Origin of the sequence: Acinetobacter pecorum (assembly GCF_014837015.1) — a bacterium.
GTDB classification, from domain to species: domain Bacteria; phylum Pseudomonadota; class Gammaproteobacteria; order Pseudomonadales; family Moraxellaceae; genus Acinetobacter; species Acinetobacter pecorum.
Genome location: NZ_JACSPT010000023.1, coordinates 1 through 23,552, shown reverse-complemented (window position 1 = coordinate 23,552; position 23,552 = coordinate 1). Strand labels below are relative to the sequence as shown.

General features: G+C 42.3%; 22 protein-coding genes and 1 riboswitch. Of the genes, 12 read left to right on the top strand and 10 right to left on the bottom strand.

Features of this window, described 5'->3' with window-relative positions:
- Nucleotides 1-4 precede the first annotated feature (4 nt).
- Nucleotides 5-985 (bottom strand): GlxA family transcriptional regulator, encoded by a 981-nt coding sequence (locus tag H9629_RS13770; protein ID WP_191731301.1) that lies wholly within the window; start codon nt 983-985, stop codon nt 5-7.
- A 114-nt stretch (nt 986-1,099) separates the two neighbouring features.
- Here H9629_RS13770 and H9629_RS13765 point away from each other — a divergent pair, with 114 nt between their 5' ends.
- On the top strand, nt 1,100-2,887 hold the full coding sequence (locus tag H9629_RS13765; RefSeq protein ID WP_191731300.1) for an acyl-CoA dehydrogenase: 1,788 nt from the start codon (nt 1,100-1,102) through the stop codon (nt 2,885-2,887).
- A 54-nt stretch (nt 2,888-2,941) separates the two neighbouring features.
- On the opposite strand, the gene H9629_RS13760 is transcribed toward H9629_RS13765, so the two are convergent.
- Nucleotides 2,942-4,156, bottom strand: coding sequence for an alkane 1-monooxygenase (locus tag H9629_RS13760; RefSeq protein ID WP_191731299.1), 1,215 nt, complete (start codon nt 4,154-4,156; stop codon nt 2,942-2,944).
- A 187-nt stretch (nt 4,157-4,343) separates the two neighbouring features.
- Between H9629_RS13760 and H9629_RS13755 the strand changes: the two genes are divergently transcribed.
- The gene (locus H9629_RS13755) at nt 4,344-5,294 is read left to right on the top strand and encodes an AraC family transcriptional regulator (protein WP_184413633.1); all 951 of its coding nucleotides are present in this window, start codon (nt 4,344-4,346) and stop codon (nt 5,292-5,294) included.
- 2 nt (nt 5,295-5,296) lie between these two features.
- Here H9629_RS13755 and lpxB read toward each other — a convergent pair whose 3' ends face one another.
- On the bottom strand, nt 5,297-6,469 hold the full coding sequence (lpxB, locus tag H9629_RS13750) for a lipid-A-disaccharide synthase (protein WP_184413635.1): 1,173 nt from the start codon (nt 6,467-6,469) through the stop codon (nt 5,297-5,299).
- 387 nt (nt 6,470-6,856) lie between these two features.
- Here lpxB and H9629_RS13745 point away from each other — a divergent pair, with 387 nt between their 5' ends.
- The 3 genes from H9629_RS13745 (at nt 6,857) to H9629_RS13735 (ending at nt 9,555) form a co-directional block, all read left to right on the top strand.
- On the top strand, nt 6,857-7,747 hold the full coding sequence (locus H9629_RS13745; RefSeq protein ID WP_064095344.1) for a sulfite exporter TauE/SafE family protein: 891 nt from the start codon (nt 6,857-6,859) through the stop codon (nt 7,745-7,747).
- Between the two features lie 127 nt (nt 7,748-7,874).
- Entirely contained in the window at nt 7,875-8,966 is a 1,092-nt protein-coding gene (locus H9629_RS13740) for a 3-deoxy-7-phosphoheptulonate synthase (protein WP_191731298.1), read from the top strand.
- Between the two features lie 64 nt (nt 8,967-9,030).
- Entirely contained in the window at nt 9,031-9,555 is a 525-nt protein-coding gene (locus H9629_RS13735) for a protein tyrosine phosphatase family protein (protein ID WP_064095343.1), read from the top strand.
- 2 nt (nt 9,556-9,557) lie between these two features.
- Here H9629_RS13735 and ispF read toward each other — a convergent pair whose 3' ends face one another.
- The gene (ispF, locus tag H9629_RS13730) at nt 9,558-10,046 is read right to left on the bottom strand and encodes a 2-C-methyl-D-erythritol 2,4-cyclodiphosphate synthase (protein WP_064095367.1); all 489 of its coding nucleotides are present in this window, start codon (nt 10,044-10,046) and stop codon (nt 9,558-9,560) included.
- A gap of 100 nt (nt 10,047-10,146) precedes the next feature.
- On the opposite strand from ispF, the gene H9629_RS13725 reads away from it, so the two are divergent.
- Nucleotides 10,147-10,800: an A1S_1983 family putative colistin resistance protein gene (locus H9629_RS13725; RefSeq protein WP_064095342.1), complete on the top strand. Its 654-nt coding sequence runs from the start codon at nt 10,147-10,149 to the stop codon at nt 10,798-10,800.
- 286 nt (nt 10,801-11,086) lie between these two features.
- On the opposite strand, the gene H9629_RS13720 is transcribed toward H9629_RS13725, so the two are convergent.
- The 6 genes from H9629_RS13720 to H9629_RS13695 all read right to left on the bottom strand — a co-directional run bounded on the left by H9629_RS13720 (nt 11,087) and on the right by H9629_RS13695 (nt 17,216).
- Nucleotides 11,087-12,331 carry a D-amino acid dehydrogenase gene (locus H9629_RS13720; RefSeq protein WP_191731297.1) on the bottom strand — a complete coding sequence of 415 codons (1,245 nt, stop codon included), beginning with the start codon at nt 12,329-12,331 and terminating at the stop codon, nt 11,087-11,089.
- Between the two features lie 135 nt (nt 12,332-12,466).
- Nucleotides 12,467-12,554: riboswitch (glycine riboswitch) on the bottom strand.
- Between the two features lie 321 nt (nt 12,555-12,875).
- The gene (locus tag H9629_RS13715; RefSeq protein ID WP_191731296.1) at nt 12,876-13,784 is read right to left on the bottom strand and encodes an AEC family transporter; all 909 of its coding nucleotides are present in this window, start codon (nt 13,782-13,784) and stop codon (nt 12,876-12,878) included.
- 155 nt (nt 13,785-13,939) lie between these two features.
- Nucleotides 13,940-14,374, bottom strand: a complete 435-nt coding sequence (locus H9629_RS13710; protein ID WP_191731295.1) for an Imm44 family immunity protein — start codon at nt 14,372-14,374, stop codon at nt 13,940-13,942.
- Nucleotides 14,375-14,506: 132 nt separating this feature from the next.
- Complete coding sequence (aroC, locus tag H9629_RS13705; protein WP_144724904.1) at nt 14,507-15,601, bottom strand: chorismate synthase; 1,095 nt, start codon at nt 15,599-15,601, stop codon at nt 14,507-14,509.
- 13 nt (nt 15,602-15,614) lie between these two features.
- Complete coding sequence (gene prmB / locus H9629_RS13700; RefSeq protein ID WP_004647103.1) at nt 15,615-16,625, bottom strand: 50S ribosomal protein L3 N(5)-glutamine methyltransferase; 1,011 nt, start codon at nt 16,623-16,625, stop codon at nt 15,615-15,617.
- A 204-nt stretch (nt 16,626-16,829) separates the two neighbouring features.
- On the bottom strand, nt 16,830-17,216 hold the full coding sequence (locus tag H9629_RS13695; protein WP_191731294.1) for a lysozyme inhibitor LprI family protein: 387 nt from the start codon (nt 17,214-17,216) through the stop codon (nt 16,830-16,832).
- A 200-nt stretch (nt 17,217-17,416) separates the two neighbouring features.
- Between H9629_RS13695 and H9629_RS13690 the strand changes: the two genes are divergently transcribed.
- The 6 genes from H9629_RS13690 to H9629_RS13665 all read left to right on the top strand — a co-directional run bounded on the left by H9629_RS13690 (nt 17,417) and on the right by H9629_RS13665 (nt 23,326).
- Nucleotides 17,417-17,725, top strand: coding sequence for a hypothetical protein (locus H9629_RS13690; RefSeq protein WP_064095336.1), 309 nt, complete (start codon nt 17,417-17,419; stop codon nt 17,723-17,725).
- A gap of 160 nt (nt 17,726-17,885) precedes the next feature.
- Nucleotides 17,886-19,262 carry an ABC1 kinase family protein gene (locus tag H9629_RS13685; RefSeq protein ID WP_191731293.1) on the top strand — a complete coding sequence of 459 codons (1,377 nt, stop codon included), beginning with the start codon at nt 17,886-17,888 and terminating at the stop codon, nt 19,260-19,262.
- A 242-nt stretch (nt 19,263-19,504) separates the two neighbouring features.
- On the top strand, nt 19,505-20,791 hold the full coding sequence (locus H9629_RS13680) for an acyl-CoA dehydrogenase family protein (RefSeq protein WP_191731312.1): 1,287 nt from the start codon (nt 19,505-19,507) through the stop codon (nt 20,789-20,791).
- 23 nt (nt 20,792-20,814) lie between these two features.
- Nucleotides 20,815-22,014 carry an acyl-CoA dehydrogenase family protein gene (locus H9629_RS13675; RefSeq protein WP_191731292.1) on the top strand — a complete coding sequence of 400 codons (1,200 nt, stop codon included), beginning with the start codon at nt 20,815-20,817 and terminating at the stop codon, nt 22,012-22,014.
- Nucleotides 22,015-22,126: 112 nt separating this feature from the next.
- The gene (locus H9629_RS13670) at nt 22,127-22,618 is read left to right on the top strand and encodes a GNAT family N-acetyltransferase (protein WP_064102955.1); all 492 of its coding nucleotides are present in this window, start codon (nt 22,127-22,129) and stop codon (nt 22,616-22,618) included.
- Between the two features lie 126 nt (nt 22,619-22,744).
- The gene (locus H9629_RS13665) at nt 22,745-23,326 is read left to right on the top strand and encodes a lytic transglycosylase domain-containing protein (protein ID WP_144724910.1); all 582 of its coding nucleotides are present in this window, start codon (nt 22,745-22,747) and stop codon (nt 23,324-23,326) included.
- The last annotated feature ends 226 nt before the right edge of the window (nt 23,327-23,552 follow it).

Here is a 23,552-nt window from a genome sequence, read left to right as displayed (position 1 = left end):
ACTTTTAAAAGCGCCGGCTAAACCGGCGCCGGTATTCCAACGGCGTCAGACCGGTTTTTTTATGAAATAAACGGCGGAATGAACTTGGATCCTGATAGCCGACATTTTGCATGATCACATCCACAGCTTGATCGGTTTCTTCCAGTCGTTTACGGGCAGCTTCAATTCGGATCGCTTGTAGATACTGATTGGGCGGTATGTCTAAGGCTTGTTTAAAGCGTCGAATCAGGGTTCGGCCAGTCACATTAAACTGCTCTGCCAGCTGGTTCAAACTAAAATCTTCATGAAAATGCTGCTCTAGCCAGTTCTGGATTTTTTGTACCAGTTCATCATGGTGCGGCTGGCCAATATTCAGCAATGAATAAGACAACTGGCTATCTCTGCGGTAATCAATTACGAAAGATTTAGCCGATTGCATGGCCACCTCAAAGCCATACAAGCGCTCAATCAGATGCAAACCCAGGTCAAACCAGGCCAGGCCTCCACCCGCGCAATAGATATTCTGATCCCGGCTAATCATCAGATCGGCATTCAGTTTCACCTTTGGATAGCGTGAACGGAACATTTCCTGAAAACCCCAATGCGTTGTTGCAACTCGGTCATCTAAAATGCCTGCTTCTGCCAGAAAGAAATTCCCGGTACAGTTTCCTGCAATTAAAGTCGCATCTGCATGTGCAGATTGTAAAAAATGAATCAGTTCTGGATTCTGTTGCAATACATCCTGAATCGGTGCGGCAATAGTCGGCACCACCAGAATATCAGCAGTTTGAATCTCTTGATAAGAAACATGTGCCTGCAACTGCAGCCCATTGATACACCGAATCGGGTGTCCATCCGGACTGGCGATACTCACCTTAAACAAGCGCTTTACATCCTGCTGCTGGATCCGGTTCCAGCTTACGCCAGCCATGGCAAATAAATCGACCACACCCGTAATGGCCGAAGCCAGAGCGCCATCAAAGCCTAAAATCACCACATCTTGCATATTTTTCTATTTGTCATTTTTCACCCGATTCATGTCATTATTGACAATCCTCCTCAATAAAAGCAACTGCTAGTCTTGATGCTATCTCAAGGATTGCACATTTAGGATAGTACCGTGACCCAACTGATTAATGATAAAGATCTGTATTTCCAGCTTTATGACGTATTCAAACTTGAAGCGCTGACTAAACTGCAACGCTATCAGGATCATGACAAAAATACTTTCGACAGTATTCTGGAAACGGCAAAAGGTATCGCGACTGATTATTTTGCACCGCATAATGCCAAAGCTGATCAGCATGAACCGAACTTTGATGGCAAACAGGTCAAAACCATTGATGAAGTGAAGACAGCCTGGCAACAGTTTGCCGATGCCGGCCTGCTTTGCGCCCAGCATGATTATGCAGATGGTGGCATGCAACTGCCCACTTTGGTGAATATGGCTTGTAATGCGTATTTCATGTCGGCCAATCCGTCCACCGTGGCTTATTCTTTTCTAACAGCCGCTGCGGCGAACCTGATACAGGCTTTTGCTTCCCCAGAACAAAAGCAAATATTCCTACCGCATATGCTGAGTGGCCGCTTTGCCGGCACCATGGCCATGACCGAGCCGAATGTAGGTTCCTCTTTGGGCGATCTGACCACTAAAGCCATTCCTCAAGCAGATGGAATTTATAAAATTAAAGGCCAGAAAATGTTTATTTCGGGGGGCGATCAGGACATTAGCGAAAATATTGTGCATCTGGTCTTGGCGCGGATTCATGATGCACCACAAGGCGTAAAAGGAATTTCCCTGTTTATCGTACCAAAATTCAAAACTCATGAAGATGGTTCACTCGGTGAAGCCAATGATGTACAGCTGGCTGGCTTACTGCACAAAATGGGCTATCGAGGTACCACATCCACAGTTTTAAGCTTTGGAGAAAATGATAATTGCTTAGGCTATTTAATTGGTGAACCCGGTCATGGCTTAAAATACATGTTCAAGATGATGAATGAAGCACGTGTGGGTGTCGGTCTGGGCGCAGCCATGATTGGTTATCGTGGCTATCTGGAATCTCTGGATTATGCTAAAAACCGTCCGCAAGGCCGGCCAGTTCATGAAAAAACACCTGACTCGAAACCAGTGAATATCATTGAACATACAGATGTCAAACGTATGCTGCTGGCGCAAAAGTCGTATGTAGAAGGTTCGCTGGCACTTTGCTTATTTGCCGCCCGATTAATTGATGAACATCAGGCAGCTCAAGATGAAGATAGTGCAATTCTGCTTGATCTCATAACCCCGGTGGTCAAATCTTTCCCTTCTGCCTATGGTCCGAAAGCCAATGATCTGGCCATTCAGGTCTTGGGCGGCGCGGGTTATACCCGTGAATATCCGGTGGAGCAATGTTATCGTGATAACCGTTTAAATCCGATTCATGAAGGAACTTACGGCATTCAATCTCTGGATCTGCTGGGACGTAAACTCTGGCAGCATAATGGCAAAGGGCTCAATCTGCTCATGCAGCGCATCCAGAAGACCTTGTCAGAAATTCATGAACCTAAGCTAGTGGAACTCGCAGATATCTTTAAACAGCACCTTGCCACTGTGCAAAAGACTACACAGATTTTAGGCCAGGCCTTGCATCAAGGCAAAGTCAGTGAAGCTTTGGCCAATTCAGGACTGTATCTGGATATGATGGGAAAAACCATCCTATCCTGGCTATGGCTGGAAATGGCGAATCAAGCTCAACTCAAGTTTGGCACATCTTTGCAGACAGAAGATCAGACTTTTCTGGCAGGGAAAATTCAGGCAACTCAATATTTTATTCGCTGGGAACTCCCTGAAATTGAACATCACGCCAAATTACTGATGAATCTGGATGATACTTGCCTCAATATGCAAGCTGACTGGTTCTAGACAGAATTCATCAAAAAATGCGCCTTTATCGGCGCATTTTTATTTTGTAATTCATTAAGCTATAGAGTCTTTTACACGAAATTTTTTAAACAGCTTGGCACGCTTGGAAGGCAAGATATTGGCCTTGCTTAAATCGCCCTGATAGTGCTGATATACCCGCTGATCCATGATTTTGTACCATAAAGGTGGAATCAAGGCTGGAATTAACATGGTTGCATAACCGCTCGGTAATTCTGGCGCTTCATCAAAATGCCGTAACGCCTGAAATGGCCGGCCTGGAAAGGCATGATGGTCAGAATGGCGCTGTAACTGGTACAAAAACAGATTAGTCACGATATTGTTGTTGTTCCAGCTATGTTCCGGCAAGGTTCGCTCATAACTGCCATCCGCTTTCTGTCCGCGTTTTAGTCCGTAGTGCTCGATATAATTCACAATCTCAAACAGGCTGACGCCATAAAATGCCTGTGTCAGTGTATAAGGAATAATTTTCTTGCCATACGCCTTCAGCATCAAGGCATGATAGCCAGCACTCATGGCCCAACCATGAAACAGTTCATTTTCCTGACTAAAGAATTTCAGTCCTTTACGCTCGAGCCGTCTTTTTTCAATCTGGATTGCAGATTTTAATCCGCCTATTACGGTACGTGGCCAGAAACGGTAAAAAGATTCACCCATTTTCGAAGATGCCGGATCTTCAGGCGTGGCCACCCGTTTATGGTGTCCATAAGGATGTTCAATCCGGAAATGGTTATAGCCCAAAGGCATCAGGCTGGCATGAGACCAGTAATGGTCTTTTTTCTGTGGACGATGGCTGAGTTCATGTGCGGTATTCACGCCCACCCCATTAATCGCACCCATAGAAACTCCCAGCAGTATCTGATCCAGCAAAGACACATTTGGCCGGCTTACGACATAGCCGGCAAAGGCATTGGCTGCCATTTGCAAGGGAATAAATGCTTTTACAATGCGGTCATAATAAGGATCGTTAACCAGTGCCTTGATCTGCGCATCATTTGGGTTATTGGCATCATCGCCAATCAGGGCATCTAAAGTGGGAATAATTACATGCAGTAATAAAGGCCCGCCCATCGCAAAGATTTTTTGAGTGGCTTTGGGACCAAAATGATAACCAGCCAGAATTCCCATTCCGATCACAGGCAGACCTGGGCTGAGCAACCAGCCAAAACGTTTTTTATCCAGCTTGACACCCTTTAGTGCCGACGCTTCCTGCGTAAACTGCGCTTTCTGGATTTGTGCAGGGGCATTCATTGCGACCTTCCTTTTTTATGTTACTCTGCACTTATAGTTGAATATTTCAGCAGCAGCGAACAGTATTCAACGTCCAGAAAAGCTATGTCAGCGTCTTTGGCACATGCTGCCAAATTCTGGCCTAAAATCACAAAGTTAAAAATTTATAGTCAATTAAATGAAATAAAACAGAAGAATAGAGTTAGGCATGGATGCTTTAAGTAAAATTTTTGATGATATTCATCTGGAAAAATCAGAATATCTTTATCTGAATGTATTTCATCCAGGCGGCTTTGACTATCAGCATGAGCCTTTTATGCTAGCCTATATCCTGTTACAGGGACAAGCCCAATTAAAGTTCATGAATGGTGATCGGCTGGAGCTGCAGCAAGGTGATCTGGTGCTATTACCTGCAGGTTCTGCCCATCATGTTTCCTGTCCAGACAATGCCGATTTTTCTGAGCATCATGCGATTAATCCTTATTTTCAGAGCCATGCACAGCAATGTGTCGATCTCAATCGGGAAAATTCGGCGGAGCATAGTTTCATACTCGCCATTCGTTCCAGCCTGGATATCCAGATGGCCAAACCTCTTTTGAGTGCCTTACCTAAATACCTGCATATTCAACATATTCTGGGTGATACGGCGCCGGAATGGTTACAGGTCGGCTTGCAGTTTCTGGCACTGGAAACCCAGCAACTTCGTCCGGGACGTGACAAGATTCTGGATCATCTGGTCAGTATTCTACTGATTGAATGCGTGCGTGATTATATTTTAAACCTGGAAAATGCCTCGAGCTGGCTGAATGCTCTCTCGCATCCGGAATTATCCAATGCACTGGCAGCGATTCATGGCAAACCTGAACAGTCCTGGACTGTGGAAAGTCTGGCCGAACAGTGTCATATGTCACGTTCCAAATTCGCCCAGTTGTTTAACCAGATTGTCGGTGAACCGCCACTGGCCTATCTGCAACAGCACCGTCTGCGTCTGGCTGCGCAATATTTGAGAAATAGTGGATTTGGTATCCAGCAGATCGCTTATCTGGTTGGTTATTCATCCGAGACGGCGTTTAGTCAAAGTTTTAAAAAACAGTTTGAACAGACGCCGACCCAATACCGGCTGAATTCTCAGAAGAATCAGTCTATATTACCAGACTAAAATTACTGGACTAAAGCGAGTACCGCTTTGACCGGGTCTTCACTATTACCAGAAAGCAGCTGCTTGTGCATAGTAATATGCTGCATGACCTGAGTCTGCGCCACTTCAATATCCATTAACTTTTCAATTTCAGCAGCCAGATTTTCCGGAGTAGCATCGGACTGAATCAATTCCTGAATCACTTTTTTGCCGGCAATAATATTTGGCAATGAAAAATAAGGGATTTTTACCAGTAATTTGGCAATTTGATAAGTCAGCCAGTGCAGTTTATAAAAAGTCACCATCGGACGGTGCAGCAACATCGCTTCAAGCGTTGCAGTTCCGGAAGCCAATGCAATGATATTGGATGCATTCATGACCTGACGACCAATTTTGGACTCAGGGCTGGTATTTTCCATCAGGCGCATCTGGGCCTTTAGGCTCTCAGAATAAGTGACCAGTAAACTTTCGATTTGCTGCTTGCGTGCATCATTAATGGCAGGAATCAGAAAGGTATATTCCGGATATTTCTGATGCAAAATATTGGCAGCATCCAGAACCAAAGGCCCTAAACGTTCAATTTCACCACGACGGCTGCCCGGCAATAAGGCAATATATTTCTGATGTGGATCGAGACCTAGTTCTGTCTTGGCCGCCAGAATTGGATTTTCAAGCGGTAACTGGCTGGCCAATGGATGTCCAACAAAAGCTGCTGGCACATCCCATTGCTTGAAAAAGGCTTTTTCAAATGGAAATAAGCACAGTACCAGATCAATACTGGCTTTAATCCCATGCACACGTCCCTGACGCCATGCCCAGACCGAAGGACTGACGTATTGCACCGTTTTAATCGGTAACTGTTTTTGTTTAATAGTTTTTGACAAACGCAGGTTAAAATCAGGCGCATCAATCCCGATAAAAATATCGACCGGGTCTTTAGTCCAGGTTTCCACCAGACCATCCCGCACAGCAAAAAGTTTTTTAATATCTTTTAAAACTTCGACAATGCCCATCACCGATAAAATATCCATCGGATAATAGCTTTTAAAACCTTCCGCGATCATTTGCGGACCACCGATACCTTCAAATTCAGCATCAATGCCTTGCTCACGAAAACGGCGAATCAATTTTGCGCCAAGCGTATCTCCAGAAACTTCACCGACCACGATTCCAATTTTAAGTTTTCGATTTAGCAAGTGGGTTTCCTCTCAGATCCGCATGGAAATTTATTGAATCGGGATTCTAACATAATCCTGTCGCTATTCCGGAATAAGCTTAAGCATCTTCTAATTTTAAGAAACTCACCGTTTAGAATGACTTAGTCAATGATCGAGCTTGCATAACAAGAATTAAATCGACATTTACAGGTACATTAAATTAGACAGAAATGGGTTAAATCGGGCAGTTAAAATCAATCATCATATTCGCACTTTATACACAACCCGGTGAATCAACATGAAAGATCACCTAATATTCTTCACCTAGCTTTATCTTTTTTATGCATAAGTAAATCAATAATCAAGACAACGACTTATATCCAAAAGTCATAAGATATGCTCGTTTTTTGATTTTGGCATATATGCATGTTTGGTCCGATTGAATTTATTTTAGCAGGGGTTCTGGTAGGTTTTTGTGTAGGTGTCACCGGTGTAGGTGGTGGTTCATTGATGACGCCAATTCTCATCAGTTTATTCCGGATTGAACCACATATCGCGATTGGTACTGATCTTCTTTATGCCGCGATTTCTAAATTCTGTGGCTCGTTTGTGCATGCCAAGAAAATGAATATTGTCTGGCCGATTGTGATCTGGCTGGCTGTCGGCAGTATCCCCGCTTCTTTTGCAACGCATTGGGTTCTTGATAACTATCTGAGCCAATCAACGCATTACAAGGCCGTCCTGACCATGGTATTGGGCTTTATGCTGACCATTACCGGCTTATCTATTCTGTTTCGCACCCAGATCGAAAATCTTATCAATAAATACAGAAAACAAGAACTGCCTGACATGACGCAGGATCTGGAAAAAATAAAACTGCAAGCCAAAGATAAGCGTGTAGCCATTATCATTATGGGCATTATCTTAGGCATATTTGTCACGCTCTCTTCAGTGGGGGCCGGTGCATTTGGTATCATGGCTCTTGTAGTGATGTTCCCGAATCTACCGATGATTCGTATCATTGGCTCAGATGTTGTGCATGCAGTGTTACTGACCCTGGTTGCAGGGCTGGGTCATATGTCTTCAGGCAACGTCGATTTCATGCTACTCATGTGGTTATTGGTGGGATCTATTCCGGCGATTATTGTGGGGACCTTGCTTAGTTCACGTATGCCGGAAAAACTGATCCGCAAAATTTTAGGTATCACCCTATTTGCCCTAGGTGTAAATTTCATGATTAATCCTGTGAAATCAAAACCGGCCCAACCTGCTGAAACAGCAATGATAATCATGAGCCAAAATTCACAATCTGTTTAACTTAACTATCCGATTCATCACTTTTTTTTCAAAGAAATATTCATCTTTTTTATAACAAAGTGACGCATCATTCATGTTATATTCGGGCTATTAAACAACCTTTTGTATGATCGAACCAGTGACGGCAATGAATACACAACAGTCAAATCCTATTTCAGCATCAGATATTGATGACGTGAATATCCACAGCATGATTCCTCTTGTAACCCCTGCCGAGCTTAAAGCAGAATTACCGTTGACTGAAACTGCTTATCAAACCGTACTGCATGGTCGTGAAACGATTCGTAAAATCCTGGATGGCGAAGACAAACGCCTGTTCGTAGTGATTGGCCCTTGCTCTATACATGATCCGGCGGCTGCACATGAATATGCAGAACGTTTAAAAGTACTGAGCGAAAAAGTTAAAGACAGCTTATATATTGTGATGCGGGTTTATTTTGAAAAACCACGTACCACAATAGGCTGGAAAGGCCTGATCAATGATCCAGATATGAATGATTCATTCAATATTGAAAAAGGTCTGCGTATTGGTCGCAAACTGTTACTTGAACTAAATGAAATGGGCTTGCCATGTGCCACTGAAGCACTTGATCCAAACTCTCCACAGTATTATCAAGACTTGATTTCATGGTCAGCGATTGGTGCACGTACGACTGAAAGCCAGACCCATCGTGAAATGTCTTCAGGCCTTTCTTCTCCGGTCGGCTTTAAAAATGGTACTGACGGCGGTTTAACTGTCGCAACCAATGCGATGCAGTCGGTGAAACACGGCCATAGTTTCCTGGGTCTGAATGACCAGGGTCAGGTGGCTGTCATTCGTACCTCTGGTAACCCATATGCGCACGTGGTATTGCGTGGTGGTAATGGCAAACCGAACTATGATGCAGGCTCGGTCGCAGATGCAGAAGCTGCACTGGCCAAAGCCAAGGTCAGCGGCAAGATCATGATCGATGCCAGTCATGCAAACTCGAACAAAGATCCGTACTTACAACCGCTCGTCTTAAAAAATATTACGGAACAAATTCTTGATGGAAATAAGTCAATTGTTGGTATTATGGTAGAAAGTCACCTGAAAGGTGGCCGTCAGGATATTCCTGCCAATCTATGTGATCTGGAATATGGAAAATCAGTTACTGATGGCTGTATCGACTGGGAAACGACTGAAAAAGTTTTACTCGACATGCATGAGGCATTGAAAGACATTTTACCTAATCGTTAAATGATCTGACAAACGCCATCGCCAAGATGGCGTTTGCATTTCTAGAACAAGGAAATTATATCTGATGAATGACATTGAAACGGCATTAAGCCAGATTGAGAATTTTCAGTTCATACATGAACATCTGTTTAGTTCGGGTCAGCCGACCATTGCCCAGCTACAGCTGATGAAAGAATACGGCGTGTCTACAGTCATTAACGTAGCATTAACCGATAGCCAGCAGCATCTACCACATGAAGATAAAATTTGTCTTGAACTGGGATTGAACTATATTCAGGTTCCACTTTCCTGGGAAACGCCTTCAGACAATCAGTGCCTGCTGGTACTAGACCTGATCGATCACCTGGTAAAAGATCAAATGATCTGGGTACATTGTTCGCAAAATTACCATGTCAGTTGTCTCATGTATCTATATCGCCAATACTATATGGATATTGAACTGCCTCACGCACAACAGCATTTGCATAAAATTTGGGAACCTAATGAAACCTGGACCGGTTTAATGCATGCGGTTGCCCTACAGTTACAAGGCCGTAAAGCAACACAGGAACTGGAACTTTCCCTGATTAATCCGAATCATTTTACTTGAGCTTATTTACTATGGCTCAACAGCACGATTGCCGTGGACATAATTCCTTCCTGACGACCAGTAAAGCCTAGCTGCTCAGTAGTGGTGGCTTTAATACTGATCTGTGTCACATCGACATCCAAGACATCCGCGATACTTTGACGCATTGCCAGATTGTGTTTCGCCAGTTTTGGACGTTCACAGGCTACGGTAATATCGGCATTATTCAAAAGATAACCACGATCCAGAATCAACTGATAAACATGTTTGAGTAATACCCGGCTATCTGCACCTTTAAACTCAGGATCTGTATCCGGAAAATGCTGGCCAATATCTCCAAGCGCCAAGGCCCCCAACAAAGCATCACAGAGTGCATGCAACACCACATCACCATCCGAATGTGCTTTCAGACCATGAGTATGCGGAATTTGAATGCCTGCCAAAGTGACAAAATCACCTTCTTCAAATGCATGCACATCCAGCCCCTGGCCAATACGAATTTGTGCGATCACCTTATACATCCTTTAGAAATAGCCAATTGAAATCTTGTACACTTGCTTTCTATTTCGCTATAGTTAGACCAAGCGTAACACAGTGAAAGTATAAGCGATCATGCTACTGAAAACTGATATAAAAATGTTGAAAATAATTGCAATGATGCTCGGTCTGGGGATGATTTCTACGGGCAGTTCGGCGATTACACTAGACTGTAATAACGACAGTAAAAAAACGGCTGCCATGAAGAAACTCTGTTCAGCAGCACTGGCCGAATCTCGTGAAAAACTTACAGACCAATACTTTACTGCTTTCCTGATTACTGATGCACCTGTACGCTTATTGCAAGATACCCAAAAATTATGGGTAAGCCGCTTGCAGCAATGCAAAACCATAGACTGTTTTAAACAGCAGTTCGAATGGCGTTTAGATGATTTAAATATCTATATTTCGCTGAATCAAAGTTTAACCCAGCATTATATCAAGTTTGAACAGGGGCAAATTGCCAAGCAGCCTGTTCATCTCAAGATTCATCAACTGACCAAAGACCGGATCAAGATTGAAGGCCTGGCATATCGCAATCCGAATAACCGGGCCGAGACGCAGACCATTCCCTTTTTAGCTTATACCACACCTGAGGCAAAAAATCAGATTACCGACAATGAAAATGACTGCCGCTATGAGTTTGACTATAGTAAAGCCATTTTAGTTGTCAGCAGCCAGCAGAAAGGTTGTGAGCGATTTACTGGCATTTATCGTTTATATGATTAAATAGCTAATCTAAAGTCATCAAAAAGCGAGCATTAATTAGTATCTAAATTTCCTTCTCCCTCAGGGATGAGAAGCACTGCTTCCCAAGGAGATAACCAGATATTTATAAGAACCTCTCCCCAGAGGAGCATGCTCCACACTCCTATAAAAAGAGGAAATTTCCTTGCTCATTTTGAATGGTTTAAAAATAATTTATGAAAGAACTACACTATTTTAAAGTTCAGATAACCCTTTAAAGATTTTTAAAATTCATCTTTAAAAAATAGCCCGAAAGCGGGCTATCAGTTCAAGCAGGATAATATTGAGCCACTTCCTGACCAATCATGGCTGCGGTTGCTGCTGATAAAGTCCACCCCAGATGACCATGTCCGGTATTGTAAAATACCCGCTCATGTTTGCCACGGCGTACTACCGGCATCATATTTGGCATCATTGGGCGTAAGCCAGCCCAAGGCACGACATGTTCGGTACACAGGTCAAAATTGCGATTGGTCCAGTCAATCAGCGGTTGAATCCGGTCCGCGCGAATATCGCGGTTATAGCCATTAAACTCGGCGGTGCCTGCAACACGTAAACGGTCCTTGCCTAGACGTGACAAGACAATTTTAGCACTTTCATCTAGCAGGCTGACCCAAGGCGCATTGTTCTGGCTCTGCTCATCATTTAACTGTAAGGTTATGGAATAACCTTTGACTGGATAAACATTGACCCGCTCACCGAGAATTTCAGCCAGCTGATAACTGCCAACACCTGCACATACCACAATGGCATCTGCATTAATTTCCAGAATATCCTCTGGAGAGGAATGGACATTTTCAGTACTGGGTTTGCATTTAACCCGAATATTCTGAGCTTGATAATCAACAGCGAAAACATCTTGACCAAACTCAAATTTTACGCCTTTTTGCATACAGGCTTTAGCCAGCCCGGTGCTAAATTTATGAATATCCCCGGTGGCATCGCTCTGGCAGTAAAATCCTGCGTAATAATCGCCCGTTAATGCAGGTTCGATCTGCTTGATTTCTGTATCGGAAATGGCATTTCGCTCCAGCCCCCCACTACACAACAAATCATTGACTTTGATCGCAACGTCATAATCTGTCTTGTTATGATAAAAATGTAAAATACCGCGTTTTTCCAGATTAAAATCAATACCTTCTGTTTGAGCAATTTCAAACAAACGCGCTCTGGCCAGTAACGCCAACCGTACCGTTTCTCGGGTATTGGCTTCGTAATGTTTGATATTGCCTAAAAACTCCATGAGCCAGCTGTATTTATGCACACTAAAAGAGGGATTGAGCAAAAGTGGTGCAGTTTTTTGTGACATCCATTTAATGCCTTTCAGCACCGTAGCTTTCTGGTTCCATACTTCGGCATTGCAGGCAGAAAGCTGGCCACCATTGGCAAAGGATGTTTCCATCGCCGGATATAGATGCCGATCCACCACGGTCACCTGATAGCCTGATAATGCAAGCTCATAAGCGGTAGTTACTCCAATAATACCAGCCCCAATCACCACGACATGACGCATAGACACCTCCTTGATTATATTGATGTCTTTTCCCATCTGTCATGTGTACCTGAGAGCTTCGGTAGATGCATTGCACATCAATGCGGCCACCTTCCCCTTCGGTGAGTGATTGAACACTTCTCTCCAGAGTCTTTATCCATTATCACAGTCCTTTTGCCTGAGAGTTTCCTGGGAACTTGCTCCTTCGGCGAATGCAGAAGCATTTCTCTCCTGCAATAATGTTTTATTATCATGAGCAATTTATATACCATTTTTAAGAAATACGCTGTTTTAATTTATGTTAATTCACGTGAATCAATCTTTAATTGCTTATTTTAATCAATAATTTATTAGTTAAATTGAAAACTTCAACCCTATAGCAGATTTGTATATCTTTCTTACTTACAGTCACTGAGTCGCAGCCCTTTCCTAGGATTTGTAACAGTCTAAGAGTTAAATGATTAAAGCCAGTCAAAAGATCACAATTTGCTTAGGCTATTTTAATCACTTAAAACAGGTATGATCTGGAGCAAAATGTAGACTGTTTCATTATCCATTTAAGAATTTAAATCATCCAGGAAAGTACCAATATTAAGCTTCCTGCTGCGACCACTGTTTGTACGCTGATGATACTGGCCATTAACTCGCTATCACCGCCATATACCCGGGTTAAGACATAGGAAGCTGAGGCAGTAGGAAGTGCAAAGAACAGGACCAAGACCTGAGTAGTTAATGCATCAATCTGAAAAGTTTTGCATACTAAAAATGCAATGAGCGGCATTGCGAAAAGACGCCCGAAAGTCATCATACCCAGTGGCAACACCTCACGCTGAAAGCCCTGAAACTGTAGGGCAGCTCCCACACACATTAGTCCTAAGGGTAAACTGCACAGTGCAATCTGTTTAAGAAAGTGTTCTGACCCAATCCAAAGTGACCACCCCGAGAAATTAAATAAACCGCCTATAATACAGCCCAGAATTAATGGGTTTTTAGCCAAGCCCAGAATAATTTTGGTGAGCTGCATTTCGTGACTACGGGTAAATGCCAGTACCGATAAGACATTCACCAAAGGAATACACAGCACCATGATCACCGCGAAAATAGTCATACCCTGCTGCTGAAATAAGGCACTGACAGCAGCAAGGCCAATATAGGTGTTAAAGCGTAGTAAACCTTGGACATACACGCCGAAACGCACATAAGATATCTGGTAAATATGACGCAAAATATATAATGCAATACTGACCACGGCCATAATGCTAAATACAACCAGCACCACATCTTCAATGACTGCCATTTGAATCTTGGCAGTGGCCAGATTTAAAAATAGCATCACTGGAAAAAGCACATAATAATTTAACTTTTCTGCACCGCGCCAAAAATCATCTTCCAGCCATTTTCTTTGTTTTAATACATATCCCAAGCTAATGAGGCCAATAAGCGGAAACAGTACGGTGAAGATAGTCTGAAACATTGAGCAACTCTTGATATGCAGTTTTGTGGCAATCAACCCTAATTGCCCGTCAAGTAACAAGCATACAACAACCCTCGTATTACCGTATAAAAAACAATGGAAAAATAAATGGATAATAAATAAGAGCGACTCTATCTGACTAATGAATAAATCGTTTAAATCCAGCTTTCTTCTTTTGCAATATTTAATACATCTATTTTAAGTTTTTCTAACTCATCAAAAACTGTTGAATCCAGTTTTGGACGAACTTTTTCTAATTTAACTTTTAATAAGTCTAAACTTCTTAAGAGCATTCTAAAAATAAGTTTCTTTCGGCCCAAATCATCTGTAGCCTTAAAGCTTGTTGGATCTATTCTTAAGCGAAAATCCATGTTTTTTCGTTTAGGAGAATAATAAATACGTTCATCAAAATTATCCGTTCCCATTATAATTGAAATACATTTCCACTTATTTATCGGAATATCATAAGACTTATTTTGAAGTTGAGCATTTAATACATCTTCAACTGCATTACGTGCTTTACATTCCTGTAGAGTTTGCTCTTCACTTAAAACTTCACTACTCAGCTCAGCACTTAACCATATTTCCATAAATACCTCCCCTGATCATTATTTTTAGAAAAATCTTAGCTTAATCTGATTTCTTTTTAACATGATAGTTTTTATACAAAAAAAAGCCAGACCGAAGTCTGACTTTAATTTTATTCACTTCTATAAAGCAAATTATTTCGGTTCAATCGGTGCGAACGGCGCAACTACATCCGCATTTTGTGCACGGTGACGCATAAAGTGATCCATCAGCACAATCGCCAGCATCGCTTCTGCAATTGGCGTAGCACGTACACCCACGCAAGGATCATGACGGCCTTTGGTCAGCACATCGGTATCTTCACGATCAATATTAATGGTTTTACCCGGAGTAGTGATTGAAGCAGTCGGTTTCAAGGCAATCGCAACACGAATGTCCTGACCGCTAGAAATACCGCCTAGAATACCGCCAGCATGGTTCGCCAGGAAGCCGTCCGTAGTAAGTTCATCACGGCTTTCATGACCAAACTGTTCAGCGACGCCAAAACCATCACCGATTTCAACACCTTTAACGGCATTAATCGACATCATGGCATGTGCGATGTCAGCATCCAGACGATCAAAGACTGGCTCGCCCCAACCCACAGGTACTTTAGACGCAATGATCTCAAGTTTAGCACCACAACTGGTACCTTGCTCACGCAAAGACGTCACCAGTGCTTCAAAACGTGGTACTGCATCCACATCGCCACAGAAAAACGGATTGTTTGGAACTTCGTTCCAGTCCAGTTTCTCTGCTTTTTCAGGGCCGATCTGGGTTACATGACCACGAATCTCAATGCCAAATTTTTCGAAAAGGAATTTCTTGGCAATTGCACCCGCTGCAACACGCATTGCTGTTTCACGCGCACTTGAACGGCCGCCACCACGATAATCACGGAAACCATACTTTTGGGTATAGGTATAATCGGCATGACCCGGGCGGAATGTCTGTGCGATATTGCCGTAGTCTTTCGATTTTTGATCCGTATTACGAATTAACAAACCAATTGAAGTACCGGTGGTTTTACCCTCAAAAACACCGGAAATAATTTCTACTTCATCAGGCTCTTTGCGCTGGGTTGCAAATTTCGATGTACCCGGCTTACGGCGATCCAGATCTTTTTGCAAATCCGCTTCAGTCAGCTCAATGCCGGGTGGAACCCCATCGATGATGGCCATCAAGCCAACACCATGAGATTCACCACAAGTCGTTACACGGAACAGTTGCCCTATACTATTACCTGCCATGTCAAACGACTCCTTATGCTTGAATAGACTGAATGAATAAATCACGGTAGGTACGGCATTGCTCTGCAGTCAACGCAAAGATACCAGTACCACCTTTCTGGAATTGTAACCAGTAGAAATCAACCGAATTGAAGTTTTGGCGCATTGCCCATTCTGAGTTACCCACTTCGATCACAATCAGGCCATTCTCAGTCAGATAATCTGCAGCTTGAGCCAGCATTTTACGTACTAGATCCAAACCATCCTGACCTGCAGCAAGTGCAAGCTCAGGCTCATGATGGAATTCTTCAGGCAAATCAGCCATATCTTCCGCATCGACATATGGCGGATTAGATACGATTAAATCGTACTGATTTTCGGCTGGAATTTTTTCGAACAAGTCGGATTCAAGCAATGCGATCTGATATTGCTTGTCATGATGCTCAGTATTGATTTGCGCAACTTCCAATGCTTCTTTCGAAATATCGGTGGCATCTACTTCCGCTTCAGGGAAAGCATAAGCCAAGGCAATTGCGATACAGCCGGAACCGGTACACATATCTAGAATGCGTTGTGGTGTCTTCGGATTCGGGTTTTCCGGCAAGTTATTAACCGCTTCACCCATTTGACCATGTTCACCCAGGAAATACGGGGCAAAACGGTTCTGAATCAGTTCAGCAATCGGTGAACGTGGAATCAGCACGCGTTCATCAACGTAGTAGGGTTTGCCGTCAAAGTAAGCCAGATTCAATAAATATGAAGTTGGAACTTTTTCATTAATACGGCGTTCCAGCAGACTTAAAAATTCGGCTTTTTCACTTGGCAATAATTTGGCATCTAGAATTTCAGCGTCCGCTTTCCATTCTAGTGACAGGGTTTGCAACACTAGCGCTGAACTTTCAGCAAAATAATCTTCTGTGCCTTGGCCCAAATGTGCATCGTATTGACGTAATGCTGTCACACCAAAACGAATAAAATCACGAATGGTGGTTAAATTTTCAGCGGCTTCCTGCATATGTTCAGGGCTAATAGTCGGTCGATCCACTTAAGGCGTCTCCAAGGTCATTTTTTTAAACGCCTTATGATACCTTGTTTTGCGTGCTTTTATAATGCTAAAAGCATGAAAAACACGAATTCTCTACGCCTTCAAAAATTATAAAATTCCTGTTTTTGTGAGTAATTATCAGCATAAATTTTGACTTTATTCGTAAATGTTTCAGTTAAATGCCGATGCTAATACTATGGCATTTTATCTGGAAGCTGATGCATAAGAGCGAGATTGATAAAGATTGGCCTGATCCATAATCAAAGTCAGCATACATTGACCTTGTTGCTGTTTGGCATATTTTCCTGACATTCTAAAATTACATTGCTGAGTCAGTTTACGCTCCCAAAGCACATGCTGACTGCGGATGGCAGCAGTCTGATTCGGATTTAATTTTAGATAAGTTTTATAGTTTTTCTTCAGGCGTTTATTGTGAAATTTTAGCTCTTTATTAAGGCATTTTTCAATTTTAGCAGTATTTCCATAACTGAAATTCATACATTGTGAATATTCTTTGGAATACCCCATAGCAGCCTGTGTTTGAGCGGAAGTACCCACAAAAATTGCAACTAAAAACCACGCAAGACGCATAACATCCCCTTTACCGAAAGCGGTACAATCCCAATAAATGTTTAACAATCAATATTGTTTAAATTATCCACTGATATTAACGTAGTCCGGACAAAAATCCTATGCATTTCTTGGAAAGAAAGATTCCACAGTTCCACAATTGAAAATTGGCCTGTGACCCTCATATAATTCATATTCAATCTTCAAACGAGCCTCTATCTATGAGCTATAAGCACAATAATCTTATGGCGATGCGCCAGAATTACTGGAATGATCAAGCATCCGGTCAGGTGCAGCAAGAAAAGGGATTTTTACAGTCAGCCTTGATACAGCATGGCGTATTTACCGATGCAACGCTGGAAGATGCCAAATATCTGTTCTTTGGCTTGCCAAGTATTGTGATTGTTAAAGGCTATTCTCTGGGCTTCATGCATGACAGCGTACAGCGTCTGATTCATCAACATATTCAAACAAATAAACAACAGTTGCAGCAACGATCTGAATTAAAAATCCAATTTCAAATGGCATAATGCCCTGTCTAAACTGATACTGGTTGGTGAATAATTGAAAGCTTGCCTAGCTTTTACTATGAATTCAGCCGCTTAAACTTTTTTAATACGTGCAGAAACGCTAATATCTCTTACAATGATTTATTCTGCTTCATGCTGATGATGAAAGGATCGAGTTTACATGTCAGATCAGAACGATAAGCTTAAACAACTGAAAACCTCCTCTATGGATCGACGCTTATCGATCGCAAAGGCATCCTTGCTGGCAGGCACACGTTGGGCGGCTTCTAGTGCAAGCTCCATGTTCTCAAGCGAAGAAGATAAAGAAAAGAAACGTAAAAAAGCCATGAAAGAACAGGCTGACTATCTGGTTGCAGAAATCGGTAAGCTCAAAGGTTCTATTGTTAAAATTGGGCAAATGATGGCGCTCTATGGAGAGCATTTTTTGCCTGAAGAAGTCACTCAGGCTTTAAATACCCTGAATAACCAGACAGTTGCACTGGCATGGCCAGCCATCAGAACCCAATTACAGCAACAGCTTGGTTCAAAACTAGATGACCTCACCATTGATCATGAGCCTTTAGGCACAGCCTCTTTAGCACAGGTACATCGCGCTACCCGAAAATCCGATGGTATGGAGCTGGTTTTAAAAATTCAGTATCCCGGTGTAGCTGAAGCCATTGATTCAGATATGAGCCTGTTTAAGAACATGCTTAAATTAACCCGTATGGTGCCGCAAACCCGCGAGTTTGACCAGTGGTTCGACGAAGTCCGCGAGATGATGCATCGTGAAGTGAACTATCAGATTGAGGCAGATACAACGCGTCGTTTTGCTGCACGCTTGAAAGATGATCCACGCTATATTGTACCGACGATTATTGATGAATATTGCTCTGATCGGGTGTTGTGCATGACCTTTGAACGTGGTGTGCCAATTAATAGTCCGGTGATGTTATCCCTACCTCAAGAACGCCGCAACCTGTTAGGCGAAGCCTCTCTGGAAATTGCAGTACGTGAAATTTTTGAATGGGGCGAGATGCAAACCGATCCGAACTTTGGTAACTATCTGGTTCGTCTCGGCAATGGCGCTGATGTGCATGACAAGATCGTTCTGCTCGACTTTGGCGCAATCCGCCAGTTTGACCAGCACCTGCTCAATGTTGCGCGCAACCTGATTCAGGCAGGCTATCATCATGACTCGGATATGATGGTCAAGGCCATGACGGGTTATGAATTTTTTGATTCAATTCCACAAAGTATCAAACCCGATATGGCCAAGGTCTTCTTATTAGCTACTGAAGCATTTAGCTCACCACTGAATAATCAGGAGCTGCCAGCCGGCGTAATGGACGAACATAATCGTTATGACTGGAAAAAGAGTCAACTGCATAGCCGTGTCATGCAACAGGCTTCAAGATCTATGGCGTCGCGTTATTTCAGTGTACCGCCAAAGGAATTTATGTTTATTAGCCGTAAATTTATTGGTGCCTATACCTTTATGACCGTCATTGATGCCAAAACCAATGTACGTGCCATGATTAAAAAACATCTCTCTTAAAATAAATACCTCATAAAGACCCGGATGATTTTGTCATCCGGGTCAATTTTTATTTATTAAAGTTTTTTTTAATTTAGATCTTTCTTCTTATTTTCATTGATTTACATTTTAATTTATTAATCTTAAAAAACCTGTGAACTGACAATTAATCTTGTCACCTACGACATAGTTTTATCCTTGAGCACATGTCAGTATTAAAAAAAATAATGTGACGACACCTTAGGATAATCAGAATGAATAATATGGTGAATAAAGCCCAGGGATTTGGCTTGTCTATATTGACCAAAATCGCAGGCAGCGAAGTATTAGACCAGTTAAAGCTGCGTAAATTTGTAGAAAAATCACTTTATCAAAGTTCAAAAGCAGGATTCAAAACTCTGAGTCAAACCCAGAAAATCCTAAAATCTGGCCAGAAGATTGAAAAACAGCGTCTGCCGCATCAGTCCAAATCCCTATTTGACCTGAACTTGACTGAAGAACAGCAAATGACTTGTGATGCCATGCAGCAATTTGCACAAGAGGTGCTATATCCTTTAGCGCATAATGCAGATCAACACGAATTATTTCCTCATGAGCTCTGGCAATACAGCACTGATTTAGGCTTGAATCTCTATGCCCTTCCCGAAGCCTTAGGGGGTGTTGCAGCAGAACAGAATATCGTCAGCAATATTTTAATCACTCAACATTTAGCACAAGGAGATTTCAGCCTGACCGCTGGTTTACTTACGAATTTTAGTGTCATCAATGCGATCACTCGCTGGGGCTCAGAGCAGATTCAGGCAGAATATCTGGGCGCTTTCGCAGAGAATCCTGAGTTGAAGGCCACCTTTGCAGTGCAAGAAGCCACGGCTGCATTTAATCCTTATCAGCTTAAAACCACCGCCATTCATAGTCAGAATCATTATCTCATTAACGGTGAAAAAACCTTGGTAATACTGGGAGAAATTGCGGATATCTATCTGGTCAGCGCCGACCTGCATGGCAAAGCTGACGTGTTTGTCGTGCAACGACATAATACGATGACTGTACAAAATTCTCCGGCAATGGGCTTAAAAGCTACTGAAACTGTGACGCTTAAATTCGTAAATACCCCGGCTCAACGTCTGGGAGATGAGGATTTTGATTATGCAGCTTTTGTTGATCTGGGTAATTTAATGTGGTGTGCGATGGCAGTAGGCACCTGTGAAGCTATTAAGAAATATTGTGTGCAATATGCCAATGAACGTATCGCCTTTGGTGAACCAATTTCTCATCGTCAGAGTGTCGCTTTTATGATTGCCGATATGGCCATTGAAATTGATGCGATGCAGATACTGATCCTGAATGCTGCGAGTCTGGCTGAATCGGGGCAAAGCTTTCATCGTGAGGCCTATCTGGCCCGTCTGCTCTGCGCAGAAAAATCCATGAAAATCGGCACCGATGGTGTACAGATTTTAGGTGGTCACGGGTTTACTAAAGAACATCCGGTAGAACGCTGGTATCGGGACCTGAGAGCCACTGCTATTCTCCACTCTGGCTTGCATGCCTGATCAGAAAGTAAAGAAGAATAATTATGAATCTACAAAATCCGCCAAAATTCAAACTCTTGATTGATCAAGCACATGAAGTTGCCGTCAATGTTTTGCGTCCGATTTCACGAAAATATGACAAGGCTGAACATGCCTATCCGATAGAACTAGACATACTTGCTTCTGTGGTCGACGGTATGAATCATGGTAGCGAAGGCATGAATGCCGGTGCAGCAGTCAATAAACGTGGTGATGCAGACAGCAGTAATAAAAATGGCATTAATATGTCTACCGCCCTGAGTATTATTGAAATGTGTTATGGCGATACTGGTTTATTACTTTCGATGCCACGTCAGGGATTAGGAAACTCAGCGATTGCAGCCGTAGCAAATGAGGAACAATTGCAGCGTTTTCACGAAATTTGGGCCGCCATGGCAATTACAGAACCAGGCTGTGGTTCAGATTCCGCTGCGATCCGTACAACTGCAATCAAAGATGGTACTGATTATATTTTAAATGGTGAAAAAATCTTCGTAACTTCCGGTGAACGGGCAGATGCAGTCGTCGTTTGGGCAACTTTGGATAAAAAACTGGGACGATCAGCAATTAAATCATTTGTGGTGACCAAAGGTACCCCGGGCATGAAAGTTGAACGGCTAGAACATAAATTAGGGATTAAATCATCTGATACTGCCGCCATTAGCTTTATCAACTGCAGGGTCCCCGCAAAAAACTTGCTTGGTCATGCGGAAGTTGATGTCGCCAAAGGTTTTGCCGGCGTCATGGAAACCTTTGATAATACTCGTCCATTAGTCGCTGCAATGGCAATTGGTTGTGCGAAAGCTTCACTAGAACGAATTAAGGAGATTTTTGAGGAAAAGTTAGATGCCACATATGCTACACCGTATTTGCAAAGCTCCAATATCGCAGCACAAATCTATCGTATGGAAGCCGAATGGGAAGCCGCACGCCTGCTCATGCTGAAAGCTGCATGGATGGCGGATAATCGTAAACCAAATTCGCGTGAAGCCTCTATTGCCAAAGCCAAAGCAGGCCGGATCGGTAATGAAATCACCTTAAAATGTGTTGAACTGGCAGCAGCCATTGGTTATAACGAAACTGAACTTCTAGAAAAATGGGCACGTGATTCCAAGATTCTGGATATTTTTGAAGGCACTCAACAGATTCAGCAACTCATTATTGCCCGACGGGAATTAGGGAAATCATCGAGCGAATTAAAATAATGATTGCTCATTAAATAACGAATTAAAATTATTTGAGTTGATTAAACGATGGATTTTTTATGGGTTTAAGGCTATAAAAATTCATCTTTTTTTAAAATAAAATCAGTTCAATATGTACTCTATTCGTCCTATTCAGCCTCAAGATAATGCACAAATTGCCGAGGTCATTCGTGAAGTTTCTATAGAGTTTGGTCTTGCCGCAGAGTCCGGCTTTGCGGTAGGTGATTCAATTCTAGATAATTTATATGAATTCTATAACCAACCGTATGCAGCTTACTGGGTTATTGTGGATAAATGGAATCAGGTTTATGGCGGTGGTGGAATTGCTCCCTTACAAGGTGACGCAAACATTTTAGAAATTCAGAAAATGTACTTTTTACTTGAGATCCGTCAGCAAGGTTTTGCCAAAAAAATCTTAGAATTATCCTTTGAATTTGCACAGGCTCATCAGATTAAGGCTGTCTATTTAGAAACAACTAAAACGCTATGGCAAGCAATAAATCTCTATGAAAAATTAGGTTTTCAGCATCTACCTCAGCCTAAAGGCAATACCGGACATAGTAAGGCCTGTGAAATCTGGATGCTTAAAACTCTTGCAACTTAGAACAAGGTTTTATCAGATTTATAAGATTAGTGCAGAAATATAATACTTTTATCTGCACCAGGCTTGACTCTTATATATAGGCTACCTAACATCGAAATAGGTTTATTCAGGCATGGAATCCACAGTTTGTTTTTTTCTTATTTCTTCAATCCAGCTCAATCTCAATCTTCATTATTTCATTCTCATTCTTTTAAATTTTCCTCTATTTTATTGAGTACCTTTCTTTTTGCTGGCTGCTCATCCTTGGGTGGAGGCTCTATAGAAAAACGTGCAGCTAAATTGTCTAAAGGCATTCAAACTGCGTATTCTACTCCTGCGGATACAGCTAATCGTGTTTCTCCTTTGATTGTGCAGCATGCGCAAAATCAGGGTGTAGATCCCCTACTAGTAGCAGCAGTGATTCGTCAGGAATCTACTTATCGTAGCCAAGCGACTTCTCCTGCAGGTGCGGTAGGATTAATGCAAGTAATTCCAAGATACTGGCAACAAACTTGTCCAGGTGATTTATATAGTGAGAACAGTAATATCCAGTGCGGTACTTATATTCTTGCTAAGTATAATCAATCATCTGGCAACTGGAAAAAAGCTCTTGCCTACTATAATGTGGGTCCGTCAGGTTATGAGAATAATCGCAAAATGCGCAAACAGGGTAAACGGTATGCCAAACAAGTGAAACAACATAAAAAAATATTAAAGAACTCTCTTTAATTACTTAATGATAGGAGTCCAATAATCATGCTTAGGCTATTTTAAGTAAATTAAGAAAAATTTTTAATTTCTCATCATAGTGGATTCTAGATTCGTTACTCTGTGTAGTCCATCTATAAGTTATTTCGCAACAACAATGTATGTATATAGCTAAAATAGCCAGCAGTAAAAAACCAGCGAATCGCTGGTTTTTTTATTTCCTGCATTTCAACAGCGGCATCTATAC

Excerpts from the sequence above, each read along its gene's own strand:
- H9629_RS13670 (WP_064102955.1), top strand. The coding sequence starts at position 22,127 with ATGTACTCTATTCGTCCTATTCAGCCTCAAGATAATGCACAAATTGCC.
- H9629_RS13685 (WP_191731293.1), top strand. The coding sequence starts at position 17,886 with ATGTCAGATCAGAACGATAAGCTTAAACAACTGAAAACCTCCTCTATG.
- H9629_RS13675 (WP_191731292.1), top strand. The coding sequence starts at position 20,815 with ATGAATCTACAAAATCCGCCAAAATTCAAACTCTTGATTGATCAAGCA.
- H9629_RS13710 (WP_191731295.1), bottom strand. The coding sequence starts at position 14,374 with ATGGAAATATGGTTAAGTGCTGAGCTGAGTAGTGAAGTTTTAAGTGAA.
- H9629_RS13770 (WP_191731301.1), bottom strand. The coding sequence starts at position 985 with ATGCAAGATGTGGTGATTTTAGGCTTTGATGGCGCTCTGGCTTCGGCC.
- H9629_RS13695 (WP_191731294.1), bottom strand. The coding sequence starts at position 17,216 with ATGCGTCTTGCGTGGTTTTTAGTTGCAATTTTTGTGGGTACTTCCGCT.
- H9629_RS13735 (WP_064095343.1), top strand. The coding sequence starts at position 9,031 with ATGAATGACATTGAAACGGCATTAAGCCAGATTGAGAATTTTCAGTTC.
- H9629_RS13680 (WP_191731312.1), top strand. The coding sequence starts at position 19,505 with ATGGTGAATAAAGCCCAGGGATTTGGCTTGTCTATATTGACCAAAATC.
- aroC (WP_144724904.1), bottom strand. The coding sequence starts at position 15,601 with ATGGCAGGTAATAGTATAGGGCAACTGTTCCGTGTAACGACTTGTGGT.
- H9629_RS13745 (WP_064095344.1), top strand. The coding sequence starts at position 6,857 with ATGTTTGGTCCGATTGAATTTATTTTAGCAGGGGTTCTGGTAGGTTTT.
- H9629_RS13690 (WP_064095336.1), top strand. The coding sequence starts at position 17,417 with ATGAGCTATAAGCACAATAATCTTATGGCGATGCGCCAGAATTACTGG.
- H9629_RS13755 (WP_184413633.1), top strand. The coding sequence starts at position 4,344 with ATGGATGCTTTAAGTAAAATTTTTGATGATATTCATCTGGAAAAATCA.
- H9629_RS13760 (WP_191731299.1), bottom strand. The coding sequence starts at position 4,156 with ATGAATGCCCCTGCACAAATCCAGAAAGCGCAGTTTACGCAGGAAGCG.
- H9629_RS13720 (WP_191731297.1), bottom strand. The coding sequence starts at position 12,331 with ATGCGTCATGTCGTGGTGATTGGGGCTGGTATTATTGGAGTAACTACC.
- H9629_RS13715 (WP_191731296.1), bottom strand. The coding sequence starts at position 13,784 with ATGTTTCAGACTATCTTCACCGTACTGTTTCCGCTTATTGGCCTCATT.
- H9629_RS13725 (WP_064095342.1), top strand. The coding sequence starts at position 10,147 with ATGCTACTGAAAACTGATATAAAAATGTTGAAAATAATTGCAATGATG.
- H9629_RS13740 (WP_191731298.1), top strand. The coding sequence starts at position 7,875 with ATGAATACACAACAGTCAAATCCTATTTCAGCATCAGATATTGATGAC.